This is a genomic window from Photobacterium proteolyticum, from assembly GCF_001939735.1.
Classification (GTDB): domain Bacteria; phylum Pseudomonadota; class Gammaproteobacteria; order Enterobacterales; family Vibrionaceae; genus Photobacterium; species Photobacterium proteolyticum.
On sequence record NZ_MJIL01000098.1, the window covers coordinates 44408 to 68295 of the forward strand.

Here is a 23888-nt window from a genome sequence, read left to right on the forward strand (position 1 = left end):
ATTACTGTGGTGGGGGCTGTACTGGCCGCCTACACCGTCAAATACCTGAAAAAGAGTAAGTTACTATGAAGAAATTTCTGAAAGAGAAACTGAAAATCGACCTTGAGCAACCATCAACGAAAAAAGGCATTGCCTTGGTTGGTGCGGGCGTAGCTTTGGCTTCGGGGCATCCTGAGCTATTAACGGCAACCGTCACTGATGCAGGTGTGCAATATGGTGGTCTAATTGGCACTGTGGTACCAGTAGCTTTAGGCCTATGGGAAACCCTACGGAATGAGTTCAAGTGATATGGTTGAATTACTACAATACTTCACCTCAATGGGTTTGCCTCCCTCAATGCTGGTTATCGTCGCTATGTTCTGGCAGCACAATAATCGCCTTATTCGATTGGAAGCCAAGGTATTATAAGTCTCGAAGCCTACTCATTTCGTAGGCTTCAGTTTAACGAAAGTGGTGCATTAAACTTCCACACGATAGTATGATTCAGCTATCTCTCGACATACATCTATTCCTTTAGAGGACAGTTTCCCATAATTGTCAGATAAGCCATGACTGCTTAGTGCGGCAAGCATTCCACCGTCAATTATCTTGGCGTGAAGCAGTTGTTGAAAGTCTATTGTCAGTACACTGTTACTTGAGCTTGTTACGACCTCAGGTTCAATATTCATCACAGCATGTTTTAGTATTTCAATTCTTCCCTCTGAAGTGTTGTGTTTTAGAGCCAATCGCTTTTCAGTGGAAGGGGTATCATTATTTTTGGGGCGCATTTCATAGTGTTTTATATTAAATGTTTCGCCATTGCATTTTGCGTAAACCACTGACTGTACTAGCAAGTCAATCCAGTTGAAATCAAGAGTTAATGTGTGGCCACCTTTTATTGATACATAGTTTTCAAATTCTTGTGCAACTCTAGGTGGAACAAACTCAATTTCTTCAGGAGGGACAAACTCAATACCTTCAGGTAGCTCACCTTCATGGACTAAATTACATCGATAAAACTCGTATAAAATATGCTCTATTTCGTAATATTCTCCTTTGAACTCTATATACTTCCCGCTACTACCAGTTTCTGGGCCACTGAAGTGGCCACCCAGTATGTTGCGTATACGACCACCAAGAAATAATTTGAAAGCTTCATTGTCCCTCATGTTTCTTTTTGGTTCTTTGAGAGATTTGGTCCCTCTTGGGAACGTCTTTCTTGATGAAGCTGCAACAGCTAGCATTAGATTTGTTAGTGCGCCTAAGTAACGTTCATGTTCTTTTAAGAAAATCGCATCTTCTACTTGTATTTTTATGCTCATATAAAATCATCACTATGAATTATGCTGCGTATGTTGTCGCATGATAACTATACCGTTAAATGAGATTTGAGAGTGGGCGCAAGTATTATGATTTCTCATGTAGCTTGTGTGGAAAGAGTTGGGTATAAACCTGCCAGAGGATGTTTAAGTTTCTATGTCCGGTGACTTGAGCAACTTCTTCTATTGAATACCCTTTTTCAAACAGGCGGCTCGCACCTTCTCGCCTCAAATCGTGATAACGTAAATCTTCAATATCAAGGCTGTTTCTAACTCTCTGAAAGCCAGCCGTAACACTGCGTGGGTTATATGGGAAAATTAGCTCACTGGTTTTTGGTTGGTTCTTAGCGATATCGAATGACTCTGCCAGTAAAGGGACAATCATGTGATTTCCCTCTTTCTTGCGTGGATCTTTACGGTCACGGACAACAATGGTTTTGTGTTCTTCGTTGAGATCATCCCAACGTAGTTTGCACAACTCACCAATTCGCATACAGGTCAAAATGCTGAAATCCAGAATATCTAAGAAGGGTATTCGTGTTTTACCGTTGGGACGAAAGTCCTGACGCGCTTTCAGGCCTTCTCTGAGTTTGTCTAGCTCTGTTTCAGTCGGGCGTCGGGTACGCTTTTGGCTTTTACCTACGAGTCCCATATCGATCAGTACGGGAACGGCTTCTTCAAAAATTGCGTAGTTGGCATTGATATTAAAAACAGGATTAGCCTTTTTCATGACAGATCGTAGATAGGCTATGTCATGATAAACCGTGGCGGGTTTGGCTCCGGCTGATCTTCTGTTTCGACAGTGTTCAATGAGGTCGCTTGTTTTTAATTGGTTGCTGTCAATATTAGCTATATCGCAATCCCTTAGCATTTGGATGACATAGCGTTTGGTGCGACCAGTTTTGTCCCATAAATCAGCATCATTCATATATCTGTCAAGCAGTACCCCTAGGGATACTGAATTGGTAATCGGTCCCCCCTGAGATTCTAACTCCAGTACTCGGTTGCGACCAAAAGTGCGAGCTAGATCCTTTTTCCTGAAAGTTTTCGATTCACGATGTATAATCCGCGAGTTCTTTTTTACGAAAACAGTTGCTTTGTACCGCAGTTCGCCGCTTTTGAGTTGTCGTTTTTCTACCGTGAAAGATGCCATTTGTCCTACTCTGTCGGGGGTACTATGAGGGGTACTGTAGAACGAAATTCAAGCAATTTCAACGATATTACAGGTAATTCGAAATGACATTAAATGTTGATAAACATCAGGAAACTAGCGGTATTGCTGGTGATTACCCCTCTTCTCGTTTCTCCGTGGCACCGATGCTCGATTGGACAGATCGTCACTGCCGCTATTTCCATCGTCAGTTGAGCGAGCATGCGCTGCTGTATACCGAAATGGTGACTACCGGCGCCATTATTCATGGTAAGGCAGACTATCTGGCCTATAACGAAGAAGAGCATCCGCTGTCGCTGCAGCTAGGTGGCTCTAACCCGGTCGATTTGGCTCATTGCGCCAAATTGGCTCAAGAGCGCGGTTACGATGAAGTAAACCTGAATGTCGGTTGTCCGTCAGATCGGGTACAGAACGGTCGCTTCGGTGCCTGCCTGATGGGCGAAGCCGAGCTGGTGGCGCAGTGCGTGTCGGCTATGCGCGAAGTGGTTGATATCCCTGTAACGGTAAAAACCCGAATCGGCATCGATGATCAGGACTCTTACCAGTTCCTGACTGACTTCATCGGTACAGTCAGTGAAAAAAGCGGATGTGACGATTTTACAATCCATGCCCGCAAGGCCTGGCTCAGTGGCCTGAGCCCGAAAGAAAATCGTGAGATACCACCGCTGGATTATCCGCGTGTATACCAGCTGAAGCGTGATTTTCCCCACCTGACCATGGCGGTTAACGGTGGAGTAAAAACACTGGCCGAAATTGAAGCTCACCTCGAGCATCTTGACGGGGTAATGGTTGGCCGTGAAGCTTACCAGAACCCGTATATGATGGCTGAACTGGATCAGCGCCTGTTTGGCAGCAATAAGCCAGTGAAGAAGCGTCGTGAGGTTGTTGAGGCTATGTATCCGTATATCGAGCGTCAGATCGCCAACGGCTCTTACCTCAATCATATTTCTCGCCATATGCTGGGGCTGTTTCAGAACATGCCGGGAGCGCGCCAGTGGCGCCGCCACATCAGTGAAAATGCCCATAAACCGGGAGCGGGTATTGAAGTGCTCCAGCAGGCACTGGAAAAAATACCGGCACACCTGGATGTCTAAGCGGTAACCAATCATTAATGTGGCTGTTTTCGCCATATATCATGGTGAAAAAAGCCAAGTTAGATAGGGCGTTGATCATATATGGTCAACGCTCTTTTTGTATGTGGTTGAAAGTAAATGGTTATTTTAAAAGTCAAACTGTTGGCCTGAATTGTGCTATCAACAAAACAAGATAGGATAAAAACTAAAGGGGTCAAAAGATGATTGAGTTTCTGTTTTTACTGGTATTTGCGATGGTATTGATTTTCACTGGCGTGAGTTTGGTTGGTATGGTTTTTGCTGTGCTGGCAGGCTTTGTGGTGATGGCGCTGGCGGGAATGATTGGCGTGATGCTCAAGCTTCTGCCTTGGCTAATCTTAATCGGTGTTGCTGTTTGGCTGTACCGCGGAAAGAAGGGTGACTGCCAGCATAGAGGTCGCTATCACCGTCGTTGATGACGATACTAGATAAATTGCTTTTGCTTACAAAAGCTTGCCTAGCAATTGAACTGAAAGTGATGGTTCTGCGAAGGAAGTGCGGTTTTCTTGTACGGCATCTGGTATAGTTTGGCCGTTTTTAAATTCTAATAAAGAGCGGAGACTCGAATGAATAGATTAGCTATTTCTGCAGTGGCGGCTGCAGTCGCATTAGCAGCGGCAGTGCCAGCTCAGGCGGCAATGCTTCTTGGAGTAAAAGCAGGTGCAGATGCATGGTTTGCAGATGCAAAAGTGAACGATGCCAGCACAAGCGGTGATGATACCCACCTATCGTATCACCTGGCCTTTGAGCACTTTATTCCATTGGTGCCTAATTTCCGTCTACGTTACGCTGACATTGATGCAGGCGCAGTATCATTTGGTCAGACTGACTACACGGCTTACTATGAGATCTTAGATAACGACGCGATTGCGTTCGATGTGGGTGTCACCCTGTCCAAGTTTAATGCGGGTAAATTCCTGGGCGAAGACTTCAGCGAGTGGCAGCCGAACCTGTATGGTAACGTTGAGGCTGGTATTCCAATGACGCCGGTGTCAGTCTTTGGCGATCTGAACTTCGGTAACTATGACGGTACAAGCACGGTTGATGGCCAGGCTGGCGTGAAGTGGTCACTACCGTTGATTGCTGCCGATCTTAACCTACGTGCCGGCTACCGCGTGATGGACTATGACTTTGACTTCATCAAGCAAACTGAAGGTAAGGTGAAGCTAGACGGTTGGTTTGCAGGTGTAGAACTGGACTTCTAAGCGTTATTGGCAGAACACAGAATATCGAAGCCACGATTTATCGTGGCTTTTTTGTTGCCTGTTTGCGCTTTTCTGTACCATTTTTAAAAGTGATACAACAGTCAGGAAGTGGGCAAATGACATTAACTGAACTACAGCAACTGTATGCCAACAGCGATATCGTGGAAGCGGTTATCGAGCCATCTATTCAGGCCAACGGATGGATTGTAGAATTTCGTCATCGCCGGGGTGGTTTTGTACCGCTGACCGATGGTGCCGGCAGTGAAAAGTGTTACCGGGATATTGATACGGCCACGGAGCGGGCTTTCGAGGTCGGGTTCCACCAGGTCCGTATCGCCGATACCTTTTGATTTAGTGTGTAGCAACCCGGCTTAATATCAGGTTAAGCCGCTTTTTCCTGTCTTCTAACCTTACTAAAAGTTATAAAACATTCTTATCTATTCTTTCTTGTTATTTCTTTGAGTAGCTAATCTAACACTACGCAATGTATAGGGATCGTCGTGTCATGTTACTTAAGGAACTCTCGGCCATAGCCAGCCCACTCAATGATCAACAAATAGGTCAACTGCAACAGGCCGCTGCAGAATTGTCGCCACAGCAAATGGCGTGGATAAGTGGGTATTTTTGGGGGCTGAGCCAAACTCAGTCTGCGGACCAGCCTCAACCTGCCCAACAGCTTTCCGCTGCGGCTGTTGCCCAGCCAACCGGCAAGCTAACGATTATTCATGCTTCCCAGACGGGAAATGCAAAAGGGGTGGCTGAAGCGCTCAAAGAAGAAGCTTCGGCTGCCGGTATCGCTGTCGAGCTATTTGCTGCCGGTGACTATAAAGGCAAAAATTTAGCCAAAGAAACCCATGTGATCATTGTCGCCTCTACACATGGTGAAGGTGAGGCACCGGATGATGCGATTGAACTGCATGAGTTCTTACAGTCGAAGAAAGCGCCGAAACTACCGAATCTAAAGTATGCCGTGATTGGTCTGGGAGACTCGAGTTATGAGTTCTTCTGTCAGACGGCAAAAGACTTTGACAGCTATCTGAGCCGCCTGGGCGGCGAATCGATACTTGAGCGTCTTGACTGTGATGTTGACTATGATGCGCCAGCCGCAGAATGGCGGGCAAAAGCTCTTGAAAAGGTGAAAGAAACCTTATCGATTGGTGAGGCTGAAGTGGTTCAGCTACCGGTAGCCAACAGTCAGCAGGCGGTTTCACAATATTCTAAGCAGAACCCTTATGAGGCAACACTGCTGACCAGCCAGAAGATCACCGGGCGGCGCTCGGGCAAAGATGTCCGCCATATTGAAATTGATCTTGAAGATTCCGGGCTGACCTATCAACCGGGTGATGCGCTGGGGGTTTGGTACGAGAACGACTCGGTTTTGGCTGAAGCCTTGGCGGCGCGGGTTGGTCTGGACGGAACCGAAAATGTCGAGGTCGACGGAGAAGCGCTGTCGCTGAAACAGGCGCTGATCAGCAAGTATGAAATTACCGCAGCGAACCCGCAGTTGGTGACCAAGTACGCTGAGCTCTCAGGCAGCAAAAAGCTGGAAAAGCTGGTAGCTGACAAAGACAAGTTGCGTCAGTATGCCGGCCAGACGCAGGTGATTGATGTTTTAGCTGAAAAGAAATCAAAGCTGACTGCCGAACAACTTATCGGGCTGCTGCGCCGTTTGACACCACGCCTGTACTCCATCGCTTCCAGCCAGGAAGAGGTGGGTGAGGAAGTGCATCTGACGGTGGGCGTTGTTGAATATGAAAACGGTGACGAAACCCGACAGGGTGGAGCATCGAGCCATCTGTCATATCGCCTGGAAGACGGTGATAACGTCAAGGTCTTTGTCGAGACTAACAACAACTTTAAGCTGCCGGCTGACGACAATACTCCGGTGATCATGATTGGCCCCGGAACTGGTATCGCACCATTCCGTGCGTTTGTTCAGGAGCGAGATAACCGGGAAGCGAAAGGTAAAAACTGGTTGTTCTTTGGTGACCGCACCTTTACTGAAGACTTCCTGTATCAGGTGGAGTGGCAGAAGTATTTGAAATCCGGCGTAGTGAGCCAGATTGACGTCGCTTTTAGCCGCGATCAGGTGGAAAAAGTGTATGTTCAGCACCGCCTTCTTGAGCATGCCGCCCAGGTTTGGCAGTGGCTGCAGGACGGGGCACACGTGTATGTCTGTGGCGATGCCAACCATATGGCCAAAGATGTTCACGAAGCTCTGGTTACTATTGCCGAGCAACAAGGTCAGCAAAACCGCGAACAGGCGGAGCAGTATCTTAACGAGCTGCGTAAGAACAAGCGTTATCAAAGGGATGTGTACTAATGAGCGAGCAAAAACTATCAGATAACGAACGCCTGAAGCGGGAAAGTAACTTCTTGCGCGGCACCATCGAGAACGATTTGCAGGATCGCATCACCGGTGGTTTTAACGGTGATAACTTCCAGCTGATCCGTTTTCACGGTATGTACCAGCAGGATGACCGCGATATCCGCGCAGAGCGTGCCAAGCAGAAGCTTGAGCCGTTGCAGAATGTGATGCTGCGTGCCCGGATGCCGGGTGGGGTGATCACACCGAAGCAATGGCTGGCCATCGACAAGTTTGCTGAGGAACACAGCCTGTACGGCAGTATTCGCCTGACAACGCGCCAGACCTTTCAGTTCCACGGTGTACTGAAACCAAACATCAAGCTGATGCACCAGACGCTCAATAAAATCGGGATAGACTCGATTGCCACGGCGGGGGATGTGAACCGTAACGTACTGTGTACGACCAACCCGGTTGAGTCGGAGCTCCATCAGGAAGCTTATGAGTGGGCAAAGAAAATCAGTGAGCACCTGTTGCCGAAAACACGAGCCTATGCCGAGATCTGGCTGGATGGTGAGAAGGTCGAGGCTACGGATGACGAGCCGATTCTGGGCAGCACCTATCTGCCGCGTAAGTTCAAGACCACCGTGGTGATCCCACCGCAGAATGACGTTGATGTTCATGCTAATGACCTGAACTTTGTGGCGATTGCCGAAGGGGGCAAGCTGGTTGGCTTTAATGTCCTGGTTGGTGGCGGGTTGGCGATGACCCATGGCGACAAGTCGACCTACCCGCGTCGCGCCGATGATTTAGGCTTTATTCCTTTGGCAAAGACGCTGGATGTGGCTGCGGCCGTGGTAACAACCCAGCGTGACTGGGGTAATCGCTCCAACCGTAAAAATGCCAAGACCAAGTACACCTTAGATCGTGTCGGTACGGATGTGTTCAAGGCCGAGGTGGAAAAACGTGCCGGTATAGCATTTGCCGAAAGCCGTCCGTATGAATTTACCGACCGTGGTGATCGGATTGGCTGGGTCGAGGGTATCGATGGTAAACATCACCTGGCGCTGTTTATCGAAAATGGCCGCTTGCTGGACTATCCGGGCAAACCATTGAAAACCGGGATGGCTGAAATTGCCAAGGTCCATAAAGGTGATTTCCGCATGACTGCCAACCAGAACCTGATTGTGGCTGGGGTGGCGGCCAAGGACAAAGACAAGATCGAAAAGATCGCCCGTGATCACGGCCTGATCGATGACGGTGTCAGTGAGCAGCGCAAGAACTCTATGGCATGTGTATCCTTGCCTACCTGTCCGCTGGCAATGGCCGAGGCCGAACGTTTTCTGCCTGACTTTGTCACCGATGTCGAAGGTATTCTGGCCAAGCACGGCCTGGCTGAAGGTGAGAATATTATTCTGCGGGTGACCGGTTGTCCGAATGGCTGTGGCCGGGCAATGCTGGCAGAGATTGGCTTGGTTGGAAAAGCGCCGGGACGCTATAACCTCCACCTTGGTGGTAACCGTAGCGGTACCCGGGTACCGAAAATGTACCGGGAAAATATTACAGTGGCTCAGATCATGGAAGAGATTGACTCGCTGGTGGCACGCTGGTCGCAAGAACGCGAAGATGGTGAAGGCTTTGGTGATTTCACTATCCGTGCCGGGATCATTGAACCGGTGTTAGTCTCTAAGAGGGATTTTTATGCCTAAGTTAGCGTTAGCAGAGCTGCTCCGGAAAAATAAGGTTGAGCAGATCCTGCAGCTAGCGGAAATTAATGCTGAGCTGGAAACCCTGACTGCCCAAGACAGAGTACGCTGGGCGTTGGAAAATCTGGACGGCGAATTTGCGCTGGCATCAAGTTTTGGCATTCAGTCGGCTGTTATGCTGCATTTGTTGACTCAGGAAAAGCCGGATGTGCCGGTGATTTTGACCGATACCGGTTATCTGTTTCCGGAGACCTACCAGTTTATCGACGAGCTGACGGCACGTTTGTCACTGAACCTGTATGTCTATAAGTCGGAAATGAGTTCGGCCTGGCAGGAGGCACGCTTTGGTCAGCTGTGGGAACAAGGTGTTGAGGGGATCAAGCGGTATAACCAGTTAAACAAGGTCGAGCCTATGCGCCGTGCTCTGGATGAGCTCAATGTCGGCTGCTGGTTCTCGGGGCTGCGTCGGGAGCAGGCTGATTCCCGAGCAACCTTGCCGGTACTGGCTATCCAGAATGGTGTGTTTAAGTTTTTGCCACTGATTGACTGGACGAACAAAGATATTCACCAGTATCTGACTTCACATGACTTACCTTATCACCCGCTTTGGGAGCAGGGCTACCTATCTGTCGGTGATACCCATACCACCCGTAAGTGGGAGCCGGGTATGAAGGAGGAGGAAACACGTTTCTTTGGTCTCAAGCGAGAGTGTGGCTTGCATGAAGATGGTACTGAATATGATGGTTCGGGTATTTGATGCATTAACGCTCTGATGATCAGGAGCAAAATAAAAACCTTATCTGGCACTGCGACCTGCAGGCAGATAAGGTTTTTTTATGTGAGGTTATTATTAGCCTGCTGTTTTAATTAACTCTTTTTACTTGCATTTGACAGGGGGCACACCAATTTCTGTATCATCGTTGCCGCGCCGGAGTGTGGATGCGGTTAGCCTGCCGGTGTCCACACTTTGCCGAGGGCATCCAGCAAGCCTGCACTGGCTCCCTGGCTGCCGAGGAATTGCATGACAACGGGGATAAACTGGCTGACCATGCTGGCATCCATGCCGAGGGCTGAGAACACCTGGTTGATTGTATCTATGTTGGTCAGCATACCGCCAAGACCCGCAGGAATGGCAGCAGTAAGGGCATCGCTGCCGGGGATCATCTTGCTAAGTTCACTAGCCTGATCGGCACTAAGTTGGCTGGATGCCAGTGACAGCAATGCGCCGGCACCACCGGCCGCTTGCTCTGATGTCACACCAAGCTGGTTGGCCAGTATGTCTGTTAGGGGATTGGTTGCGCTGGCCTCTGCCTGTTCGTCATCACCGCCGCCAAACAGATCTGACAGGCTGAAAGCATGGCTATAGGCTGAAAAAGCCAAACAGCTCACAAGTGTGGTAAGTATAAGTGATCGGCTAAAAATAGATGGTTTGCATCCCATGGCATCCTCCTTTGATTAACGTTATAAGCGTAGTGGGGAATGCGGCGTAACTACCAAATTAAAATGAAAAAATATGGTTTACTGATGGGGCGTGCATCTGGAAGGGAGAAAAAACGGTGCCGAGGCACCGTTTGGAAGTTTTGTCTGGCTTCGGGAAGCTTACAGGATGTCTAGTAGTTCTACTTCGAATACTAGCGCTGCGTATGGAGGGATTGCAGCACCTGCACCACGCTCGCCGTATGCTAGGTCTTGTGGGATGTATAGTTTCCACTTAGAACCAACAGGCATCATCTGAAGCGCTTCAACCCAACCAGCGATAACGCCAGTTACAGGGAATTCTGCAGGCTGACCGCGAGATACAGAGCTGTCGAAAACAGTACCGTCAGTCAGTTCGCCGTGGTAGTGAACACGAACTTGCTTGTCTGAAGTTGGGATTTCGCCGTTACCTTCAACAAGAACTTCGTACTGAAGACCAGATTCAGTCACTGTTACTTCAGAGCGTAGTGCGTTATCTTTTAGGAAAGCTTCACCGTCAGCTGCTGCAGCTTTTGCTTGCTCTTGACGAGCTTCTTCAGCACGAGTGTGGATTTCACGTAGTGCGTTGTTGATTTCGTCAACTTCGATTTCTGGCATTTCACCAGTTAGGGAAGTTGCGATACCTTTAGCGATAGCAGCAACGTTTAGGCCTTCAAGACCGCTCTGCGCTAGCTGTTGGCCCATTTGTAGACCGATACCGTAGCTTGCTTTAGTTTCAACTGTATCTAGTTTAACGTCAGACATGGTGTCTTCTCTCTATGTAGAGTGAATTAAAGCAGGCAGGATAACAGTTTCGACCCCAAGGGGTAAACTTTTGTGGCAAGATGTCGTTTGATAGCGTGAGTTGAGAACGCTGGAGTGTTGAATATGGGACAGGCCAGACGCCGTTCAAAGAAAAAAAGTGAATTTAAACTTCCCCGTCTTTCGTTTAGCAAGGAAAGTCTGAGTGTCAGCAGCGATCGGCTGAAAGCCAGGCTGGCGCCGTTGAAGGCCAAATGGCAGTCGTTGCCACTGTTGCACCGCCGGGCGCTTGCGGTACTGCTTCCCGTGGTTGCCGTGTTGCTGTTATGGCCGGTGAGCGAGTCAACATCGACCACAAGCTCTGGCCCGACAGAACGACGTGAACTTGCGCTTGATCTCGGTAACGATGCAACTTCGCTTCCTCCGGTCGGCCAGCGTAGCGAGCCTGCGTCGCCGGTACGTACTGCGGTGAAAGCGCCGGAGCCCGCTTCTCCTGCGAGCCAGTCACCGGTGGAAAAAGCACCGGTTGAAGTGGAGTGGCAGAAATATCAGGTTAAGCAGGGTGAGACGCTGGCCAATATTTTCCGCGACAAGTCATTACCGTTAACCGATCTCTATGCGGTCGCGGCCATTGAAGGTAAAGATAAACCCCTTAGCCGGATCAAGGCCGGGCAATGGCTCCGTTATAAACAGACGGCAAAAGGCGGGCTGGATGTGTTGCAGATAGAAAGCCGCAAGGGAGAGTCGGTGATGTTTTTCCGCCGCTCCGATGGCAGCTTTGTTCGCAGTCAGTAGCGAATGGTGGTGAAAAGGTAGTTGTGAAAAAGGCCGAAAGTGGCCTTTGTTCATTTTGACGGCTTTTCAACTGAATACTGTTATTGCGCCGCGTCATCGCACAGGGGCTTTGAACGACGTGACTTAGGCAGAGGCAGCATCGGCAGCACAATGAGTACAATCCCCATAGTTGTCAGTAAATCAGGCCGTTCATCAAACCCGACAATCCCTAAAATGGTGACAAAAATCAGTCCGGAGTACTCAATCAGCCCGAGCTGGCAGGTTGTTGCGCGTCGGTAGGCGGCTACAGCGCAGCCGTGATACCCCAGGGTAAAGAGTGCGCTGGCTGCAATGAGCATCAGCTCTTCTGTGGTGATGGGCTGCCAGAACAATGTAGCAAGTACGCCTGCCAGAGGCAGAGAGAAAACGCCGGTCCAAAATAGCGTACTGACGACGGGTTGCTGTTCAGGCAACTTTCTGACCAGCACGTTGTACAGTGCCAGCGTGAAAGCACACCCCAAAGCGGCCAGTGCCGCCCAGTGGAACTGATCGGGCCGCAGTACGACCAGGACGCCGCCAAAGCCGGTGAGGGTTGCCAGTACTTTCTGCCGTTCTGGCTTTTCTTTTAGTAACCAGGCCGATAGCGGCAGCATCAGCAGTGGCGCAGCGTAAAACAGAGCGTTGGCAGTCGCTAGCGGCAGCCAGGTCAGGGCGACCATGACGAATCCGCTACCGGCTAACACCAGATGAGAGCGTACCAGGGTAATACCATAGCTGCCGACAGCCTGTTGCCGGGGTGTCAATCTGAACCAAAGCGGAAACAGTAATAAGACACTGAGCAACTGGCGGATGAACATGTATTGAAAGGCGCTGATGCCCCCTTCAAGTAGTTTTACCGCCACATCAGAGAAGGATGCGGACAAGTTGCCCAGCAGCAGTAGCAGCGCTCCGGCGGCGAACGGGGAGAGTTTATTCACTCACTATCCCTTTGTGCAGTCTCATGTCTACATGCGGAATGCCATCTTCCAGGTATTCGTCAGAAATTGCTTCAAAGCCATATCGGCGATAGTAGTGCTGAAGATGAGACTGGGCACCGATGTCGATTGTCTGATTTGGCCAAAGTTGTTCGGCGTATTCCAGCCCTTGCTGGATCAGCACGTGGCCAGCCCCTGTCCCCCGAGCACTGGCTGCCGTCAGTACGCGGCCGATGCTGCTGTTGGCATAGGTGGTCCCCGGTGGCAGCAGCCTGAGGTAGGCCACAAGCTCATCATTGTGGTAACCCAGCAGATGGTGGGTACCTGCTAGGCGGTCACAGTTATCCAGCTCGGGATAGGGGCAGTTTTGCTCGACCACGAAGACATCGACTCTGAGCTTGAGCAAGTCATACAGTTGGTGGGTTGTGAGCTGTTCAAAAGGCAGGCATTGCCATTGCATCGTATTCTCCTTGATGGATACAGGGTCTGGCAGCAGAGTACCGCCAACATGTCTGCCTGGCATTAACGATTGTTAATTATTCTTCCTAAAGCCGTTTTTTGATCCGGCTAAGGCTTATCGGGGTGATCCCCAGATAAGAGGCAATCTGATAGTCGGCAATCCGGCTCAATAATTCCGGGAAGCTGGTGGTAAATAAATGGTAGCGCTCCTCTGGCGTATGCATCAGCATAAAGCGTTCTTTCTGTTCTTTATAGCTAAGCTGCCGTTCAAGCAGGCGCAGGTAGAGAGGATTGCCCTGTGCTCGCCACTGCACTAGCAGGCTGACAGGCAAGGCAAGCAGCTTGCTGGCAGACAGGGTCTCGAGCAAGAAAGGTGAAGGCGCATCACTGATAAGGCTTTCAAAGCCAATCAGGACATCCTGGTCCCAATAGAACTCTTTGCTGAACTGTTTTCCCTCGGGTGTGAGGTAGCAGGCATGACAAAGTCCGTCGAGGAGAAAGTAGCAATAGCCCGGCTTTTCCCCTTGGTTGAGCAATACGTGCCGGGTTGGCAGCTCCATGGGGGCGGCGGCAGCGACGGCTTCTTGGATGGTTTCCTCTGAAGCACCAAGCTGGCTGAGAAAGGCTTGCAGGACGTCGTTCATAATAATGGTTACAGGTTGGGAACTATGCTGCCATCATAGCAAAAAAATACCGCGGGCTAAGCCGCGGTATGTATGAGTGATGGATACTCAGGGGTTATTTTTGCAGATCGATACGATAGACCGCAAAGCCAACCTTGTCCGTACCCACTTTTTCCATCGGGTACTGACCTTTGTCTTTAATAAACTGCGTCGCCTTGTCGCTTGGCGAGGTTTCAAATGTCACATTTAGCTTCTTGTCGCTATTCAGCGGCGCAAAAGACCAGTTGTTGTCGGCGCTCGGGGTAACCAGGCCTTTTTCTTTGCTGATACGGGAGATGTAGTCGGCAATGACCGTACGGTTTTCATCCGGTGAGGCAAAGGCGACATATTGCTCGCCAGTACCGGCAAATTTGCCGCTGTATGCACGGTAGTTGTTGGTCGCAATGATAAAGGCCTGCGTTGGCTCGACAGGTTTGCCGTTGAACGTCAGCTCTTGGATTCGCGAGGCTTTGTCATTGATTAGCTTACAGTTACCGTCGTAACGGGCAGGCTGCGAGATATCGATGGTGTAGTTAACGCCGTCGATCACATCGAAGTTATAGGTTCGGAAACCGTCCCAGTTGATCAGCCCCTGCTGCTCGGTGCTGTTGAGATCGATCTGGTTGAACTGACCTGCCGAGCATTCCAGCCATTCTTTGACTTCTTTGCCGGTGACTTTCATCGCAACCAGGGTGTTCGGGTACAGGTACAGATCTGCGGCGTTACGGAACGTCAGCTGACCGGACTCAACTTCGGTGAAGTTCGCCGGATCGTTACCACGGCCACCTGCCTTGAACGGTGCCGCTGCAGACAGAACCGGAATACCGTCTAGATCAGGATCGCCCTGGATGAAGCGCTCGACATAGTCTTTCTGGGCCAGGCTAACGATCTGAACGGTTGGATCGTCCTGAACCAGTGCCAGGAAGCTGTACATCATATCGCTGGCTTTGCCTATTGGTTGATTGACAAAATCACGGGTGGCCTTGTGGTCTTCGCTGACAGACGCAACCAGTTTTTCATCCGCTTCGACAAGGGCTTCTTTCTTGTACTTGTCATAGATAGGACGCGCTTCGGTCTGGGCATCGGTGACGACCCACTTGCTGTCTTCTTTTTCAAGAACAAGGTCCATCACGCCCAGGTGATCACCCCAGCGGCCTGGCATAACAGCAGCAACACCGTTGATGGTACCTTTTTTAATATCGGTGTTCGGCAGGTTGGCAAAGCCTTTTCCTGGGAACACGGCATGCGAGTGGCCGAAGGCAATAGCGTCAATTCCCTCTACCTCTGTGAGGTAGTAAACCGAGTTTTCTGCCATTACTTTATACGGATCAGCAGAGACGCCGGAGTGAGGGATCGCAACAATAACATCCGCACCTTCAGCCTTCATTTGCGGAACAAACTTCTCGGCAGCTTGTTTGATATCGAGTGCTTCTACTTTGCCTTCCAGGTTCTTCTTGTCCCAGATCAGAATCTGCGGCGGAACAAAACCGATATAGCCTACTTTGATTTCGTGCTCGACACCGTCTGTATCTTTGAAGGTATGCGGCTTGATGATGTAAGGCGTGAACATGTTTTTGCCTGTCTTCAGGTCAATCACGTTCGAGTTGATATATGGGAAGGTCGCACCTTTAAGAGAGGTTTTAAGGAAGTCCAACCCATAGTTGAATTCGTGGTTACCCAGGTTACCGACATCATAATTCAGCTGGTTCATCGCCTTGTATACAGGGTGAACTTCGCCGGCCTTGATGCCCTTGGCAGCCATGTAGTCACCCATAGGACTACCCTGCAGTAAATCACCGTTGTCGACCAAAACGCTGTTAGTGACTTCGGCACGCGCTTCTTTGACTAACGTGGCGGTACGAACAAGGCCGGTTTTTTTGGTTGGCTTATCTTTGTAGTAATCGTAATCCATCACGTTGGTGTGGATATCGGTTGTTTCCAAAATACGTAACTTGATCGTTTCAGCCGTGGCAGGACCCGCCATAGTCAGCAGGCCACCAAGTACTGCAATTGACAGTGGCTTGGCAGATAGTTTCATGATTTTCTCCAGGAAATAGAACGGGAAAGCGTGTTTAAGGTATCAAAAATCATGTCGCTATTACGTGAACTGTTTACCTTATTGTGTTCTGACTCTCGTTTTTTAACTTAAAAAGGCGGGGCAAATCTCATTATGCTCATGATTTCACCTGCTCTGATTTTTTAGTAATACAAAAAAAGCATAACTTAAGCCCTATGTATCTGTGGTGGTTATGGGTCTGGGCTATTTTTACCTGTAATTTCTGGCTTTTTAAGACTAATTGATTGCTAGGGGTGATATTTGCTCTTGTATAGTCGTCATATATGCGTCGTCTGAACTTTTTGGAATAAAAAATAAACTTTTAGAATTTCAGGTAATATTTCAGCCCGACTATAGTGCTGTTAGATATAGGAACAGAGGGCGCTGTAAATGGATTACTTGCCAATTTTTGCAGACATAAAACGTCGACCGTGTTTGGTTGTCGGGGGCGGAGACGTCGCATGGCGTAAAACTCGCATGCTATTGAAGGCGGGTGCCGATGTGCGGGTGATTGCCCGCGAGCTCAATGACGACTTCCAGCAAGCCCTGCAGGCGTGTGACATTACACATCAGGCGCAAGAGTTTGTCCCGTCAGATCTTGATGGCATTTTCTTGGCTATCGCCGCCACTGATCGTAAGGCAGTCAATGCGTTGGTGTATCAATCGGCCAATCAGCGCCAGGTGATGGTCAACGTGGTTGATGACACGCAGCGATGCAGCTTTATTGTGCCTTCTATCGTCGATCGTTCGCCGATCATCGTTGCCATTTCCTCTTCAGGCAAGGCTCCTGTTCTAGCTCGTTTAGTTCGAGAAAAGCTCGAAGCGCTTTTGCCTCGTCATCTGGGGCGGATGGCAGAGATTGCCGGGCGTTTCCGTGACCGTCTGGCCCAGACGGTATCCTCTGTGTCACAGCGTCGGTATTTTTGGGAGCAGGCTTTCAACGGCCGTTTTGCCGAATTGGTTGCAGCCGGCCAGGAAAAACAAGCCGAACAGGAGTTGGCATCTCTTTCAGTGCAAAGCCAGCAGCAACAAGTTTTTTCTCAAGGCCAGGTTGCACTGATTGGTGCCGGTCCCGGTGATGCCGGGCTACTGACACTGCGTGCCTTGCAGCTCATGCAGCAGGCCGATGTTGTGCTCTACGACTACTTGGTGTCTGATGATGTGATGGATCTCGTTCGCCGTGATGCTGAGCTGGTCTGCGTCGGTAAAAAAGCCGGCTTTCACAGTGTCCCACAGGAAGAAACCAACCAGCTTATTGTTCACTATGCCAAACAAGGCAAGCGCGTTGTTCGTCTCAAGGGGGGAGACCCGTTTGTCTTCGGCCGGGGGGGCGAAGAGCTGGAAGTCTTGTTCGATGCCGGTATTCAGTTCCAGGTAGTACCGGGAATTACGGCGGCTGCGGGAGCGACGGCTTACGCCGGCATTCCGCTGACCCACCGTGATTATGCCCAAACAGCCATGTTTATTACCGGTCACCTCAAGCCTGACGGTGATCAGCTGGATTGGTCAACCCTGGCTCGCGGTAAGCAAACGCTGGTGATTTACATGGGGCTGATGAAATCCAGCCATATCCAACAACAGCTACTGACCCACGGTCGGGCGGCGGATACGCCTATTGCTATTATTGAACGTGGAACCCAGAAATCTCAGAAAGTATTGAAAGGTCAGCTCGGTGAGCTGGCGACATTAGCTCAACATGCCGCTTCACCCTCATTGATAGTGGTCGGGGAAGTGGTGAATTTATCAGAAAAATTACATTGGTTCGGCAAGCAGGAACAGCAATTACAGCAGTCTGCTGTTGTGAAGCTGGCATAGTATGGAGAGAGTGATGGACCCTAAACGTTTAACCCACCTCAAGCAGCTAGAAGCGGAGAGTATTCATATCATTCGCGAAGTGGCTGCTGAGTTCGATAACCCGGTAATGATGTACTCCATCGGGAAAGATTCATCGGTTATGTTGCATCTTGCCCGCAAGGCATTCTACCCGGGCAAGATTCCATTCCCTCTTCTGCATGTGGATACCGACTGGAAATTTCGCGAGATGATCGAGTTTCGCGATCGTACTGCCAAGAAGTATGGTTTTGATTTACTGGTGCATAAGAACCCTGAGGGGCTCGCGATGGGAGTTGGCCCCTTTACCCATGGTTCTTCAAAGCACACCGATATTATGAAAACCCAGGGGCTGAAGCAGGCTCTGAATAAATATGGCTTTGATGCCGCATTCGGCGGTGCACGCCGTGACGAGGAGAAGTCTCGGGCCAAAGAGCGTGTCTATTCGTTCCGTGACAAAAACCATACCTGGGATCCGAAAAATCAGCGCCCCGAGTTGTGGAAAACCTACAACGGTCAGATCAACAAAGGCGAGAGTATCCGCGTCTTCCCGTTATCGAACTGGACCGAGCTGGATATCTGGCAGTATATCTACCTGGAAGGCATTGAGATTGTGCCGTTGTACCTGTCTGAGGTACGTCCTGTTGTTGATCGTGACGGCATGTTGATCATGGTGGATGACGATCGGATGGAGCTGCAACCGGGTGAGAAAATTGAACATAAGAGCGTACGCTTCCGTACCTTGGGCTGCTATCCGCTGACTGGTGCGATTGAGTCAGAGGCCAATACCCTGCCGGGTATTATTGAGGAGATGCTGGTGGCGACATCGAGCGAACGTCAGGGACGGGCGATTGATCATGATCAGTCAGGCTCGATGGAATTGAAAAAGCGTCAAGGTTACTTCTAAGGAAAGATACATGAACAGTCTTATTGAACAACAAGTGGCTGAGCTAGGCATAGAAGCTTACCTTGACCAACATCAGAACAAATCGTTGCTTCGCTTTTTGACCTGCGGCTCAGTAGATGACGGTAAGAGCACCTTGATTGGCCGTCTGCTTCATGACTCGCATCAGATTTATGAAGATCAGTTGGCGGCCATTCATACCGACAGTCAGAAAGTTGGTACAACGGGTGATAAGCCCGATCTGGCATTGCTGGTTGATGGCCTTCAGGCTGAGCGGGAGCAGGGGATCACCATTGATGTCGCCTACCGCTATTTCTCGACCAAGAAGCGTAAGTTCATCATTGCCGATACCCCTGGCCATGAACAGTATACGCGTAACATGGCGACGGGTGCCTCGACCTGTGATGTAGCCGTGATTCTGATTGACGCCCGAAAAGGAGTCTTGGATCAAACACGCCGCCATTCCTATATAGCGAGTCTGTTGGGTATCCGCCATTTTGTGGTTGCCATTAACAAAATGGACTTGGTTGATTACCAGCAAGAGCGTTTCGATACAATTCGTGATGAGTATCTGGCCTTTGCCGAGAAGCTGAATGCCGATCTTGATATCAAACTGGTGCCGCTGTCGGCATTGGAGGGTGACAATGTTGTTGGCCTGAGTGACAAAACGCCTTGGTATGACGGTGATTCGTTACTGGCATTGCTTGAAAATGTCGATATTGGCCAGGAACGTGAAACGGGAGATTTTCGTTTCCCGGTGCAATATGTTAATCGCCCTAACCTGGATTTTCGTGGCTTTGCCGGCACGGTGGCCTCGGGAGTTGTAAAAGCAGGTGATCAGATTAAAGCGCTGCCGTCGGGGAAAATCTCTACGGTCGAGCGTATCGTGACCTTTGATGGTGACTTGCCAGAAGCGCACCCCGGTCAGGCGGTGACATTAACCCTGACTGACGAAATCGATATTAGCCGTGGTGATACCATAGTGGCTGCCAATGATGATGTCCCACAGAGCAATCACTTGTTGGCTGACATTGTATGGATGGCAGAAGCGCCACTGGAGATTGGTCGCCAGTACGACATTAAGGTTGCTGGTAAGAAAACTGTTGGCTCAGTGGAAGCCATTCGCCATCAGGTCGATATCAATAACTTGGAAACTTTCTCAGTCGATGCGCTACCGTTAAATGGTATTGGCCTATGTGAAGTGACACTGAATGAAGAGATTGCCGTTGATGCCTATAAGGACAGTGTCGATACCGGTGGCTTTATTGTTATCGACCGTTTGACCAACGTAACGGTGGGGGCCGGGATGGTGCGTGAGGCGTTGGCAGGAACGGAAAGTCAACAAGAAAGCCCGTTCAGTGCCTTCGAGGTTGAATTCAACGCGCTGATCCGTAAGCATTTCCCTCACTGGGATGCAAAAGATATCAGTAAACTACTGGGATAATAGCATGGGCTGGGAACAAGGAATGGTTCTTGCCATGTTAATGGTGATAGTAACCTGTCTGCTGACAACACGGATCAAACCGGCTTATTTATTTGCCGGAGCCGCCTTTGTCGGTTTTCAGGTTGGCATGATTGACTTGCCGACCTTGGCTGGCAACTTTACTAATTCATCATTGTTAACTTTGGTATTGCTGATCCTTGTTTCTGTTGCCCTTGAGAAAACACGCCTGATCAGTTGGGTCGGGCGTCAGATTTCGCAGGGTGGCCAGTCTAGCGTGGTTGCAAAACTTGGCTTGTCGACTGCGTTTTTGTCTTCATTTACGAATAATACGGCCGTGGTCGTGTCATTGATTGGTGCTATCAAGCGTAATCAGCGGCATGCACCATCCAGATTGCTGATCCCCCTTTCTTATACTGCCATATTAGGGGGAACACTTACCCTGATTGGCACTTCAACGAATCTAATCATAAATAGTTTCGTTGAGGATGCGGGGCTACCGAGCTTGGGCTTTTTTGCGCCTACCTCTATTGGGCTTGTAGTATTGGCGATCGGGCTGATTATTATTATTCCTCTCAGCTATTTGTTACCTGTCTATGATGACAACAGCCAGGATGACTTACCGTATTTTCTCGAAGCCCGAATAGTAGGGGGCTCACCGCTGGCGGGCAAAACGGTTGCCGAGAATGGTTTGCGCGCGCTACGCCGGCTGTTTTTGGCTGAAGTGATACGTAATGGCAAAAAGATAGCTCCCGTATGCCCGGATACCCGGTTACTGGCTGGTGATACTCTGCTTTTTTGCGGTGATGTGGAAAGTGTAACCACGTTGCAGGAAATAAACGGTTTGCATTTATTTGGCCAGCACCACCTTAATGGCCAGTCGATGCTGGAGGTGATCGTCAGCCACTCTGCGGGGATACGTGGCAAAACGCTCAAAAGTGTTCGCTTCAGGGAGCGCTTTGATGCTGTTGTTGTTGCTATCCGCCGGGGGCATGAGCGTCTGGGGGGAGGTCTGGGTAATATCGAATTGCATGCCGGTGACACTTTGGTGGTGGTACCGGGGAAAACCTTTAATGATAAAAAGCAGCAGCTTAACCGAGAGTTTGTGTTGGTCAACGGGTTAGATTCCAGTGCTCGCTTAGACAGCAGCAAAAGCCTGAGTGTCTTGGCGGGCTTTATGGGGGTCATTGCCGCTGCGCTGCTTGATATTCTGCCTATTATCAACGGGCTTGCCGCTTATCTGCTTGTCCTGGTTGCTACAGGCATTATTACTTTTACTGAAATCCGGCGGCGTTTTCCTGTCGACATCGTTGTCATTGTTGGTTCTGCGTTGTCGCTGGCCCAACTGATGATCTCCAGTGGTTTGTCTGATCGTATGGGCAATATGCTGATGACAGCATTCAATGGCTGGGGGATCTATGGAGCATTGGTTGCGGTATATCTACTGACGCTAATCCTTACGGAGCTGGTGACCAACAATGCTGCGGCAGCACTTTCTTTTCCTATTGCCTACAGTTTGGCGGTGAGTTACGGCGCGGATCCTATGCCTTTTATTATGGCGATCTTATTCGGTGCCAGCGCCAGTTTTATTTCTCCCTATGGCTATCAGACTAATTTATTGGTCTATAGCGTGGGAAACTACAAATTAATAGATTACTTACGGGTAGGGTTACCGATCTCCATTGTGTATTCAGTGGTTGTACTTGCGTTGATCCCTCAGCTATTTCCTTTTTAATATGATTTTTAATCGTACGTCATGAAACGGAGTTAATTATGACAGCCGCGGTTCAGCCTCATGATGATGAGAATGTTGTATGGCACAGCCATCAGACGGATAAGGCCTTTCGTGCCAAGCAAAAAAAGCAAAAGCCTTGTGTAATGTGGTTCACCGGGTTGAGTGGTGCCGGGAAATCAACGGTTGCAGGTGCCCTGGAGTCCCGTCTTGCGGAGTTGGGGCATCACACCTATCTCCTTGACGGTGATAATGTTCGGCATGGATTGTGCCGTGATCTTGGGTTCTCGACGGAAGATCGCCGGGAAAACATCCGACGCATAGGTGAAGTCGCAAAGTTGATGGCTGATGCTGGGCTTATTGTATTAAGTGCTTTTATTTCCCCACATCGTCAAGAGCGTCAGTTGGTCCGTGACTTACTACCCGAAGGTGAGTTTCTTGAGGTATTTGTCGATACGCCGCTGGCTGAATGTGAGAAGCGTGATCCGAAAGGCCTGTATAAGAAAGCCCGAGCAGGAGAGATTAAACAGTTCACAGGGATCGACTCTGAATACCAGGCTCCGGAATTGCCAGAGATCCATTTACAAGCTGGTGAGGCATCGGTCGCAGAGTTGGTAGAGCTGTGTTTGGAGTCGTTGAAACAACGTCAGATCATCCGCTAATAAAAGGAGTCGCTACGAGTGAGTACTCTACTCGAATCGATATATGGCATAGCGCTTGAAGCCGGAGAAGCTATCATGGAGCGCTATCATGGTAATGTTCAGGTTTCTGAGAAGGCTGATAGTAGCCCGGTGACCGAAGCAGATCTCGCAGCCAATACCATTATTGTTGAACAGCTAAAAGCGTTAACGCCAGACATTCCTATTCTTTCTGAAGAGTCTGCTCATACTCCTTGGCCTGAGAGGCAGCATTGGTCTTCTTTTTGGCTGGTGGATCCTCTTGATGGCACTAAAGAGTTTTTGCGCAAGAATGGTGAGTTTACTGTCAACATTGCTCTGATTGAGAATGGCAAGCCAATCATAGCGGTTGTCCATGCCCCGGCATTGGACAAGTCTTGGTTAGGAGATAGTGAAAAGGCTTGGCTTCAGACAAAAGCAGGACGAGATCAGATAAAGGTTCGACCTGCAACTGTACCAACTGTGGTGGGAAGTCGTTCTCACCCGAGTCCAGACATGGCGAGTTATCTCGAAAAACTGGGTGAGCACAAAATGGCGGAAGTTGGTTCATCGCTGAAGTTTTGCTTGGTTGCCGAAGGTCGAGCACAATTTTACCCTCGGTTAGGTCCCACTATGATGTGGGATACCGCTGCCGGACAATGCATAGCGGAAAGCGCAGGAGCAACGGTGAAGCAGTTCAACGGTGATACATTAAGTTACCATCGAGAAGAATTGTTAAACCCATATTTTGTTGTAGCTATTTAAAGTCACTGTTTTTCGACAATATTAAGGCAGCCTGAGGCTGCCTTTTTTTGCGAATTCTCTAAAACAAGATCGCTTTATCCAATAATTGACTACGCTTAATCTACCGTGATGACTTTTGACGCTTTGATTTATGTATTGTAATCGGCGTATTTATTGTCACTTTTATGGGCTATGGTTTGAATTGTCAGCAATCGATGTAAAAGTTCAATAAATCGGTTGTTATATTCTTCTGCCACCCTATAATGCCGCCTCACCAACAAGATATGAACGCACTTAGTAAGCTATTTGCAAGCTGTGCATAACTTGTAGGTAAGTGGGGTTTCTAAAAAAACAATTGAAAAAAGGTGCTTGACACCAGTTTGAGATTGCATAGAATGGCCTCCCTCTTCAGTAAGTAAGCCGAAAGCGGTAAAAAGTAAGCTTTTGCATTGTTGAGGTGAGTCAGGAAGCGGTTTTGAGAAAATCAAAAAAACAGCTTGACTTAAAATATGAGGCGCGTAAGATACGCAGCCTAGCCAACACAAAGTGTTAGCGAAACGCTCTTTAACAATTTGACCATGCAATCTGTGTGGGCACTCGTGAAATGATTAGTCAAACCTTTTGTCTTCACTTTTTAAAAGT

General features: G+C 49.3%; 23 protein-coding genes. 15 read left to right on the top strand and 8 right to left on the bottom strand.

Translation table 11 applies throughout. From position 1 onward, the window contains the following. The first annotated feature begins 65 nt into the window (after window positions 1–65). A complete protein-coding gene (locus BIT28_RS26135; RefSeq protein ID WP_075767896.1) occupies window positions 66–287 on the top strand; it encodes a hypothetical protein in 222 nt (73 codons plus the stop codon). Between the two features lie 171 nt (window positions 288–458). Here BIT28_RS26135 and BIT28_RS26140 read toward each other — a convergent pair whose 3' ends face one another. Beyond that, window positions 459–1301: a hypothetical protein gene (locus BIT28_RS26140; protein WP_075767897.1), complete on the bottom strand. Its 843-nt coding sequence runs from the start codon at window positions 1299–1301 to the stop codon at window positions 459–461. 85 nt (window positions 1302–1386) lie between these two features. Continuing rightward, entirely contained in the window at window positions 1387–2451 is a 1065-nt protein-coding gene (locus tag BIT28_RS26145; RefSeq protein ID WP_075767898.1) for a site-specific integrase, read from the bottom strand. Between the two features lie 83 nt (window positions 2452–2534). On the opposite strand from BIT28_RS26145, the gene dusA reads away from it, so the two are divergent. From dusA to BIT28_RS26180, 7 genes are all read left to right on the top strand, one after another. Further along, window positions 2535–3563, top strand: coding sequence for a tRNA dihydrouridine(20/20a) synthase DusA (dusA, locus tag BIT28_RS26150; RefSeq protein WP_075767899.1), 1029 nt, complete (start codon window positions 2535–2537; stop codon window positions 3561–3563). A 200-nt stretch (window positions 3564–3763) separates the two neighbouring features. Next, window positions 3764–3997 (top strand): envelope stress response protein PspG, encoded by a 234-nt coding sequence (gene pspG, locus BIT28_RS26155; protein ID WP_075767900.1) that lies wholly within the window; start codon window positions 3764–3766, stop codon window positions 3995–3997. A 150-nt stretch (window positions 3998–4147) separates the two neighbouring features. After that, window positions 4148–4786: a TIGR04219 family outer membrane beta-barrel protein gene (locus BIT28_RS26160; RefSeq protein WP_075767901.1), complete on the top strand. Its 639-nt coding sequence runs from the start codon at window positions 4148–4150 to the stop codon at window positions 4784–4786. A gap of 116 nt (window positions 4787–4902) precedes the next feature. Continuing rightward, window positions 4903–5136 carry a thymidylate kinase gene (locus BIT28_RS26165; RefSeq protein ID WP_075767902.1) on the top strand — a complete coding sequence of 78 codons (234 nt, stop codon included), beginning with the start codon at window positions 4903–4905 and terminating at the stop codon, window positions 5134–5136. Window positions 5137–5291: 155 nt separating this feature from the next. After that, the gene (locus BIT28_RS26170; RefSeq protein WP_075767903.1) at window positions 5292–7109 is read left to right on the top strand and encodes an assimilatory sulfite reductase (NADPH) flavoprotein subunit; all 1818 of its coding nucleotides are present in this window, start codon (window positions 5292–5294) and stop codon (window positions 7107–7109) included. Then, window positions 7109–8800, top strand: a complete 1692-nt coding sequence (cysI, locus tag BIT28_RS26175; protein WP_075767904.1) for an assimilatory sulfite reductase (NADPH) hemoprotein subunit — start codon at window positions 7109–7111, stop codon at window positions 8798–8800. The genes BIT28_RS26170 and cysI overlap by 1 nt, the downstream gene beginning before the upstream one ends. Further along, complete coding sequence (locus BIT28_RS26180; RefSeq protein ID WP_075767905.1) at window positions 8793–9554, top strand: phosphoadenylyl-sulfate reductase; 762 nt, start codon at window positions 8793–8795, stop codon at window positions 9552–9554. Before cysI ends, BIT28_RS26180 begins: the two co-directional genes overlap by 8 nt. 188 nt (window positions 9555–9742) lie before the next feature. Here the strand turns inward: BIT28_RS26180 and BIT28_RS26185 are convergent, their stop codons facing one another. Together BIT28_RS26185 and bamJ are read right to left on the bottom strand one after the other, a co-directional pair. Continuing rightward, on the bottom strand, window positions 9743–10237 hold the full coding sequence (locus BIT28_RS26185) for a DUF2780 domain-containing protein (protein WP_075767906.1): 495 nt from the start codon (window positions 10235–10237) through the stop codon (window positions 9743–9745). 159 nt (window positions 10238–10396) lie between these two features. Further along, window positions 10397–11017 carry a BamJ family beta-barrel-assembly machinery protein gene (bamJ, locus tag BIT28_RS26190; protein ID WP_075767907.1) on the bottom strand — a complete coding sequence of 207 codons (621 nt, stop codon included), beginning with the start codon at window positions 11015–11017 and terminating at the stop codon, window positions 10397–10399. A gap of 123 nt (window positions 11018–11140) precedes the next feature. Here bamJ and BIT28_RS26195 point away from each other — a divergent pair, with 123 nt between their 5' ends. Next, complete coding sequence (locus BIT28_RS26195; protein ID WP_075767908.1) at window positions 11141–11809, top strand: LysM-like peptidoglycan-binding domain-containing protein; 669 nt, start codon at window positions 11141–11143, stop codon at window positions 11807–11809. Window positions 11810–11889: 80 nt separating this feature from the next. Here BIT28_RS26195 and BIT28_RS26200 read toward each other — a convergent pair whose 3' ends face one another. The 4 genes from BIT28_RS26200 to BIT28_RS26215 all read right to left on the bottom strand — a co-directional run bounded on the left by BIT28_RS26200 (window position 11890) and on the right by BIT28_RS26215 (window position 15921). Beyond that, window positions 11890–12765 (bottom strand): DMT family transporter, encoded by an 876-nt coding sequence (locus BIT28_RS26200; RefSeq protein WP_075767909.1) that lies wholly within the window; start codon window positions 12763–12765, stop codon window positions 11890–11892. Further along, window positions 12758–13222 carry a GNAT family N-acetyltransferase gene (locus BIT28_RS26205; RefSeq protein WP_075767910.1) on the bottom strand — a complete coding sequence of 155 codons (465 nt, stop codon included), beginning with the start codon at window positions 13220–13222 and terminating at the stop codon, window positions 12758–12760. The genes BIT28_RS26200 and BIT28_RS26205 overlap by 8 nt, the downstream gene beginning before the upstream one ends. Window positions 13223–13307: 85 nt before the next feature. Continuing rightward, window positions 13308–13865, bottom strand: coding sequence for a Crp/Fnr family transcriptional regulator (locus tag BIT28_RS26210; RefSeq protein ID WP_075767911.1), 558 nt, complete (start codon window positions 13863–13865; stop codon window positions 13308–13310). 94 nt (window positions 13866–13959) lie between these two features. Further along, the gene (locus BIT28_RS26215) at window positions 13960–15921 is read right to left on the bottom strand and encodes a bifunctional 2',3'-cyclic-nucleotide 2'-phosphodiesterase/3'-nucleotidase (protein ID WP_075767912.1); all 1962 of its coding nucleotides are present in this window, start codon (window positions 15919–15921) and stop codon (window positions 13960–13962) included. A gap of 408 nt (window positions 15922–16329) precedes the next feature. Between BIT28_RS26215 and cysG the strand changes: the two genes are divergently transcribed. From cysG to cysQ, 6 genes are read left to right on the top strand one after another with little or no spacing between them, the layout of a single operon-like run. Beyond that, window positions 16330–17754, top strand: coding sequence for a siroheme synthase CysG (gene cysG / locus BIT28_RS26220; protein WP_075767913.1), 1425 nt, complete (start codon window positions 16330–16332; stop codon window positions 17752–17754). Between the two features lie 13 nt (window positions 17755–17767). Continuing rightward, window positions 17768–18676, top strand: coding sequence for a sulfate adenylyltransferase subunit CysD (cysD, locus tag BIT28_RS26225; RefSeq protein WP_075767914.1), 909 nt, complete (start codon window positions 17768–17770; stop codon window positions 18674–18676). Window positions 18677–18686: 10 nt separating this feature from the next. Then, window positions 18687–20117 (top strand): sulfate adenylyltransferase subunit CysN, encoded by a 1431-nt coding sequence (cysN, locus tag BIT28_RS26230; RefSeq protein ID WP_075767915.1) that lies wholly within the window; start codon window positions 18687–18689, stop codon window positions 20115–20117. A 4-nt stretch (window positions 20118–20121) separates the two neighbouring features. Further along, window positions 20122–21849, top strand: coding sequence for an SLC13 family permease (locus BIT28_RS26235; protein WP_075767916.1), 1728 nt, complete (start codon window positions 20122–20124; stop codon window positions 21847–21849). 38 nt (window positions 21850–21887) lie between these two features. Further along, entirely contained in the window at window positions 21888–22508 is a 621-nt protein-coding gene (gene cysC / locus BIT28_RS26240) for an adenylyl-sulfate kinase (RefSeq protein WP_075767917.1), read from the top strand. An 18-nt stretch (window positions 22509–22526) separates the two neighbouring features. Continuing rightward, the gene (cysQ, locus tag BIT28_RS26245) at window positions 22527–23267 is read left to right on the top strand and encodes a 3'(2'),5'-bisphosphate nucleotidase CysQ (protein WP_075767918.1); all 741 of its coding nucleotides are present in this window, start codon (window positions 22527–22529) and stop codon (window positions 23265–23267) included. Window positions 23268–23888: the final 621 nt, after the last annotated feature.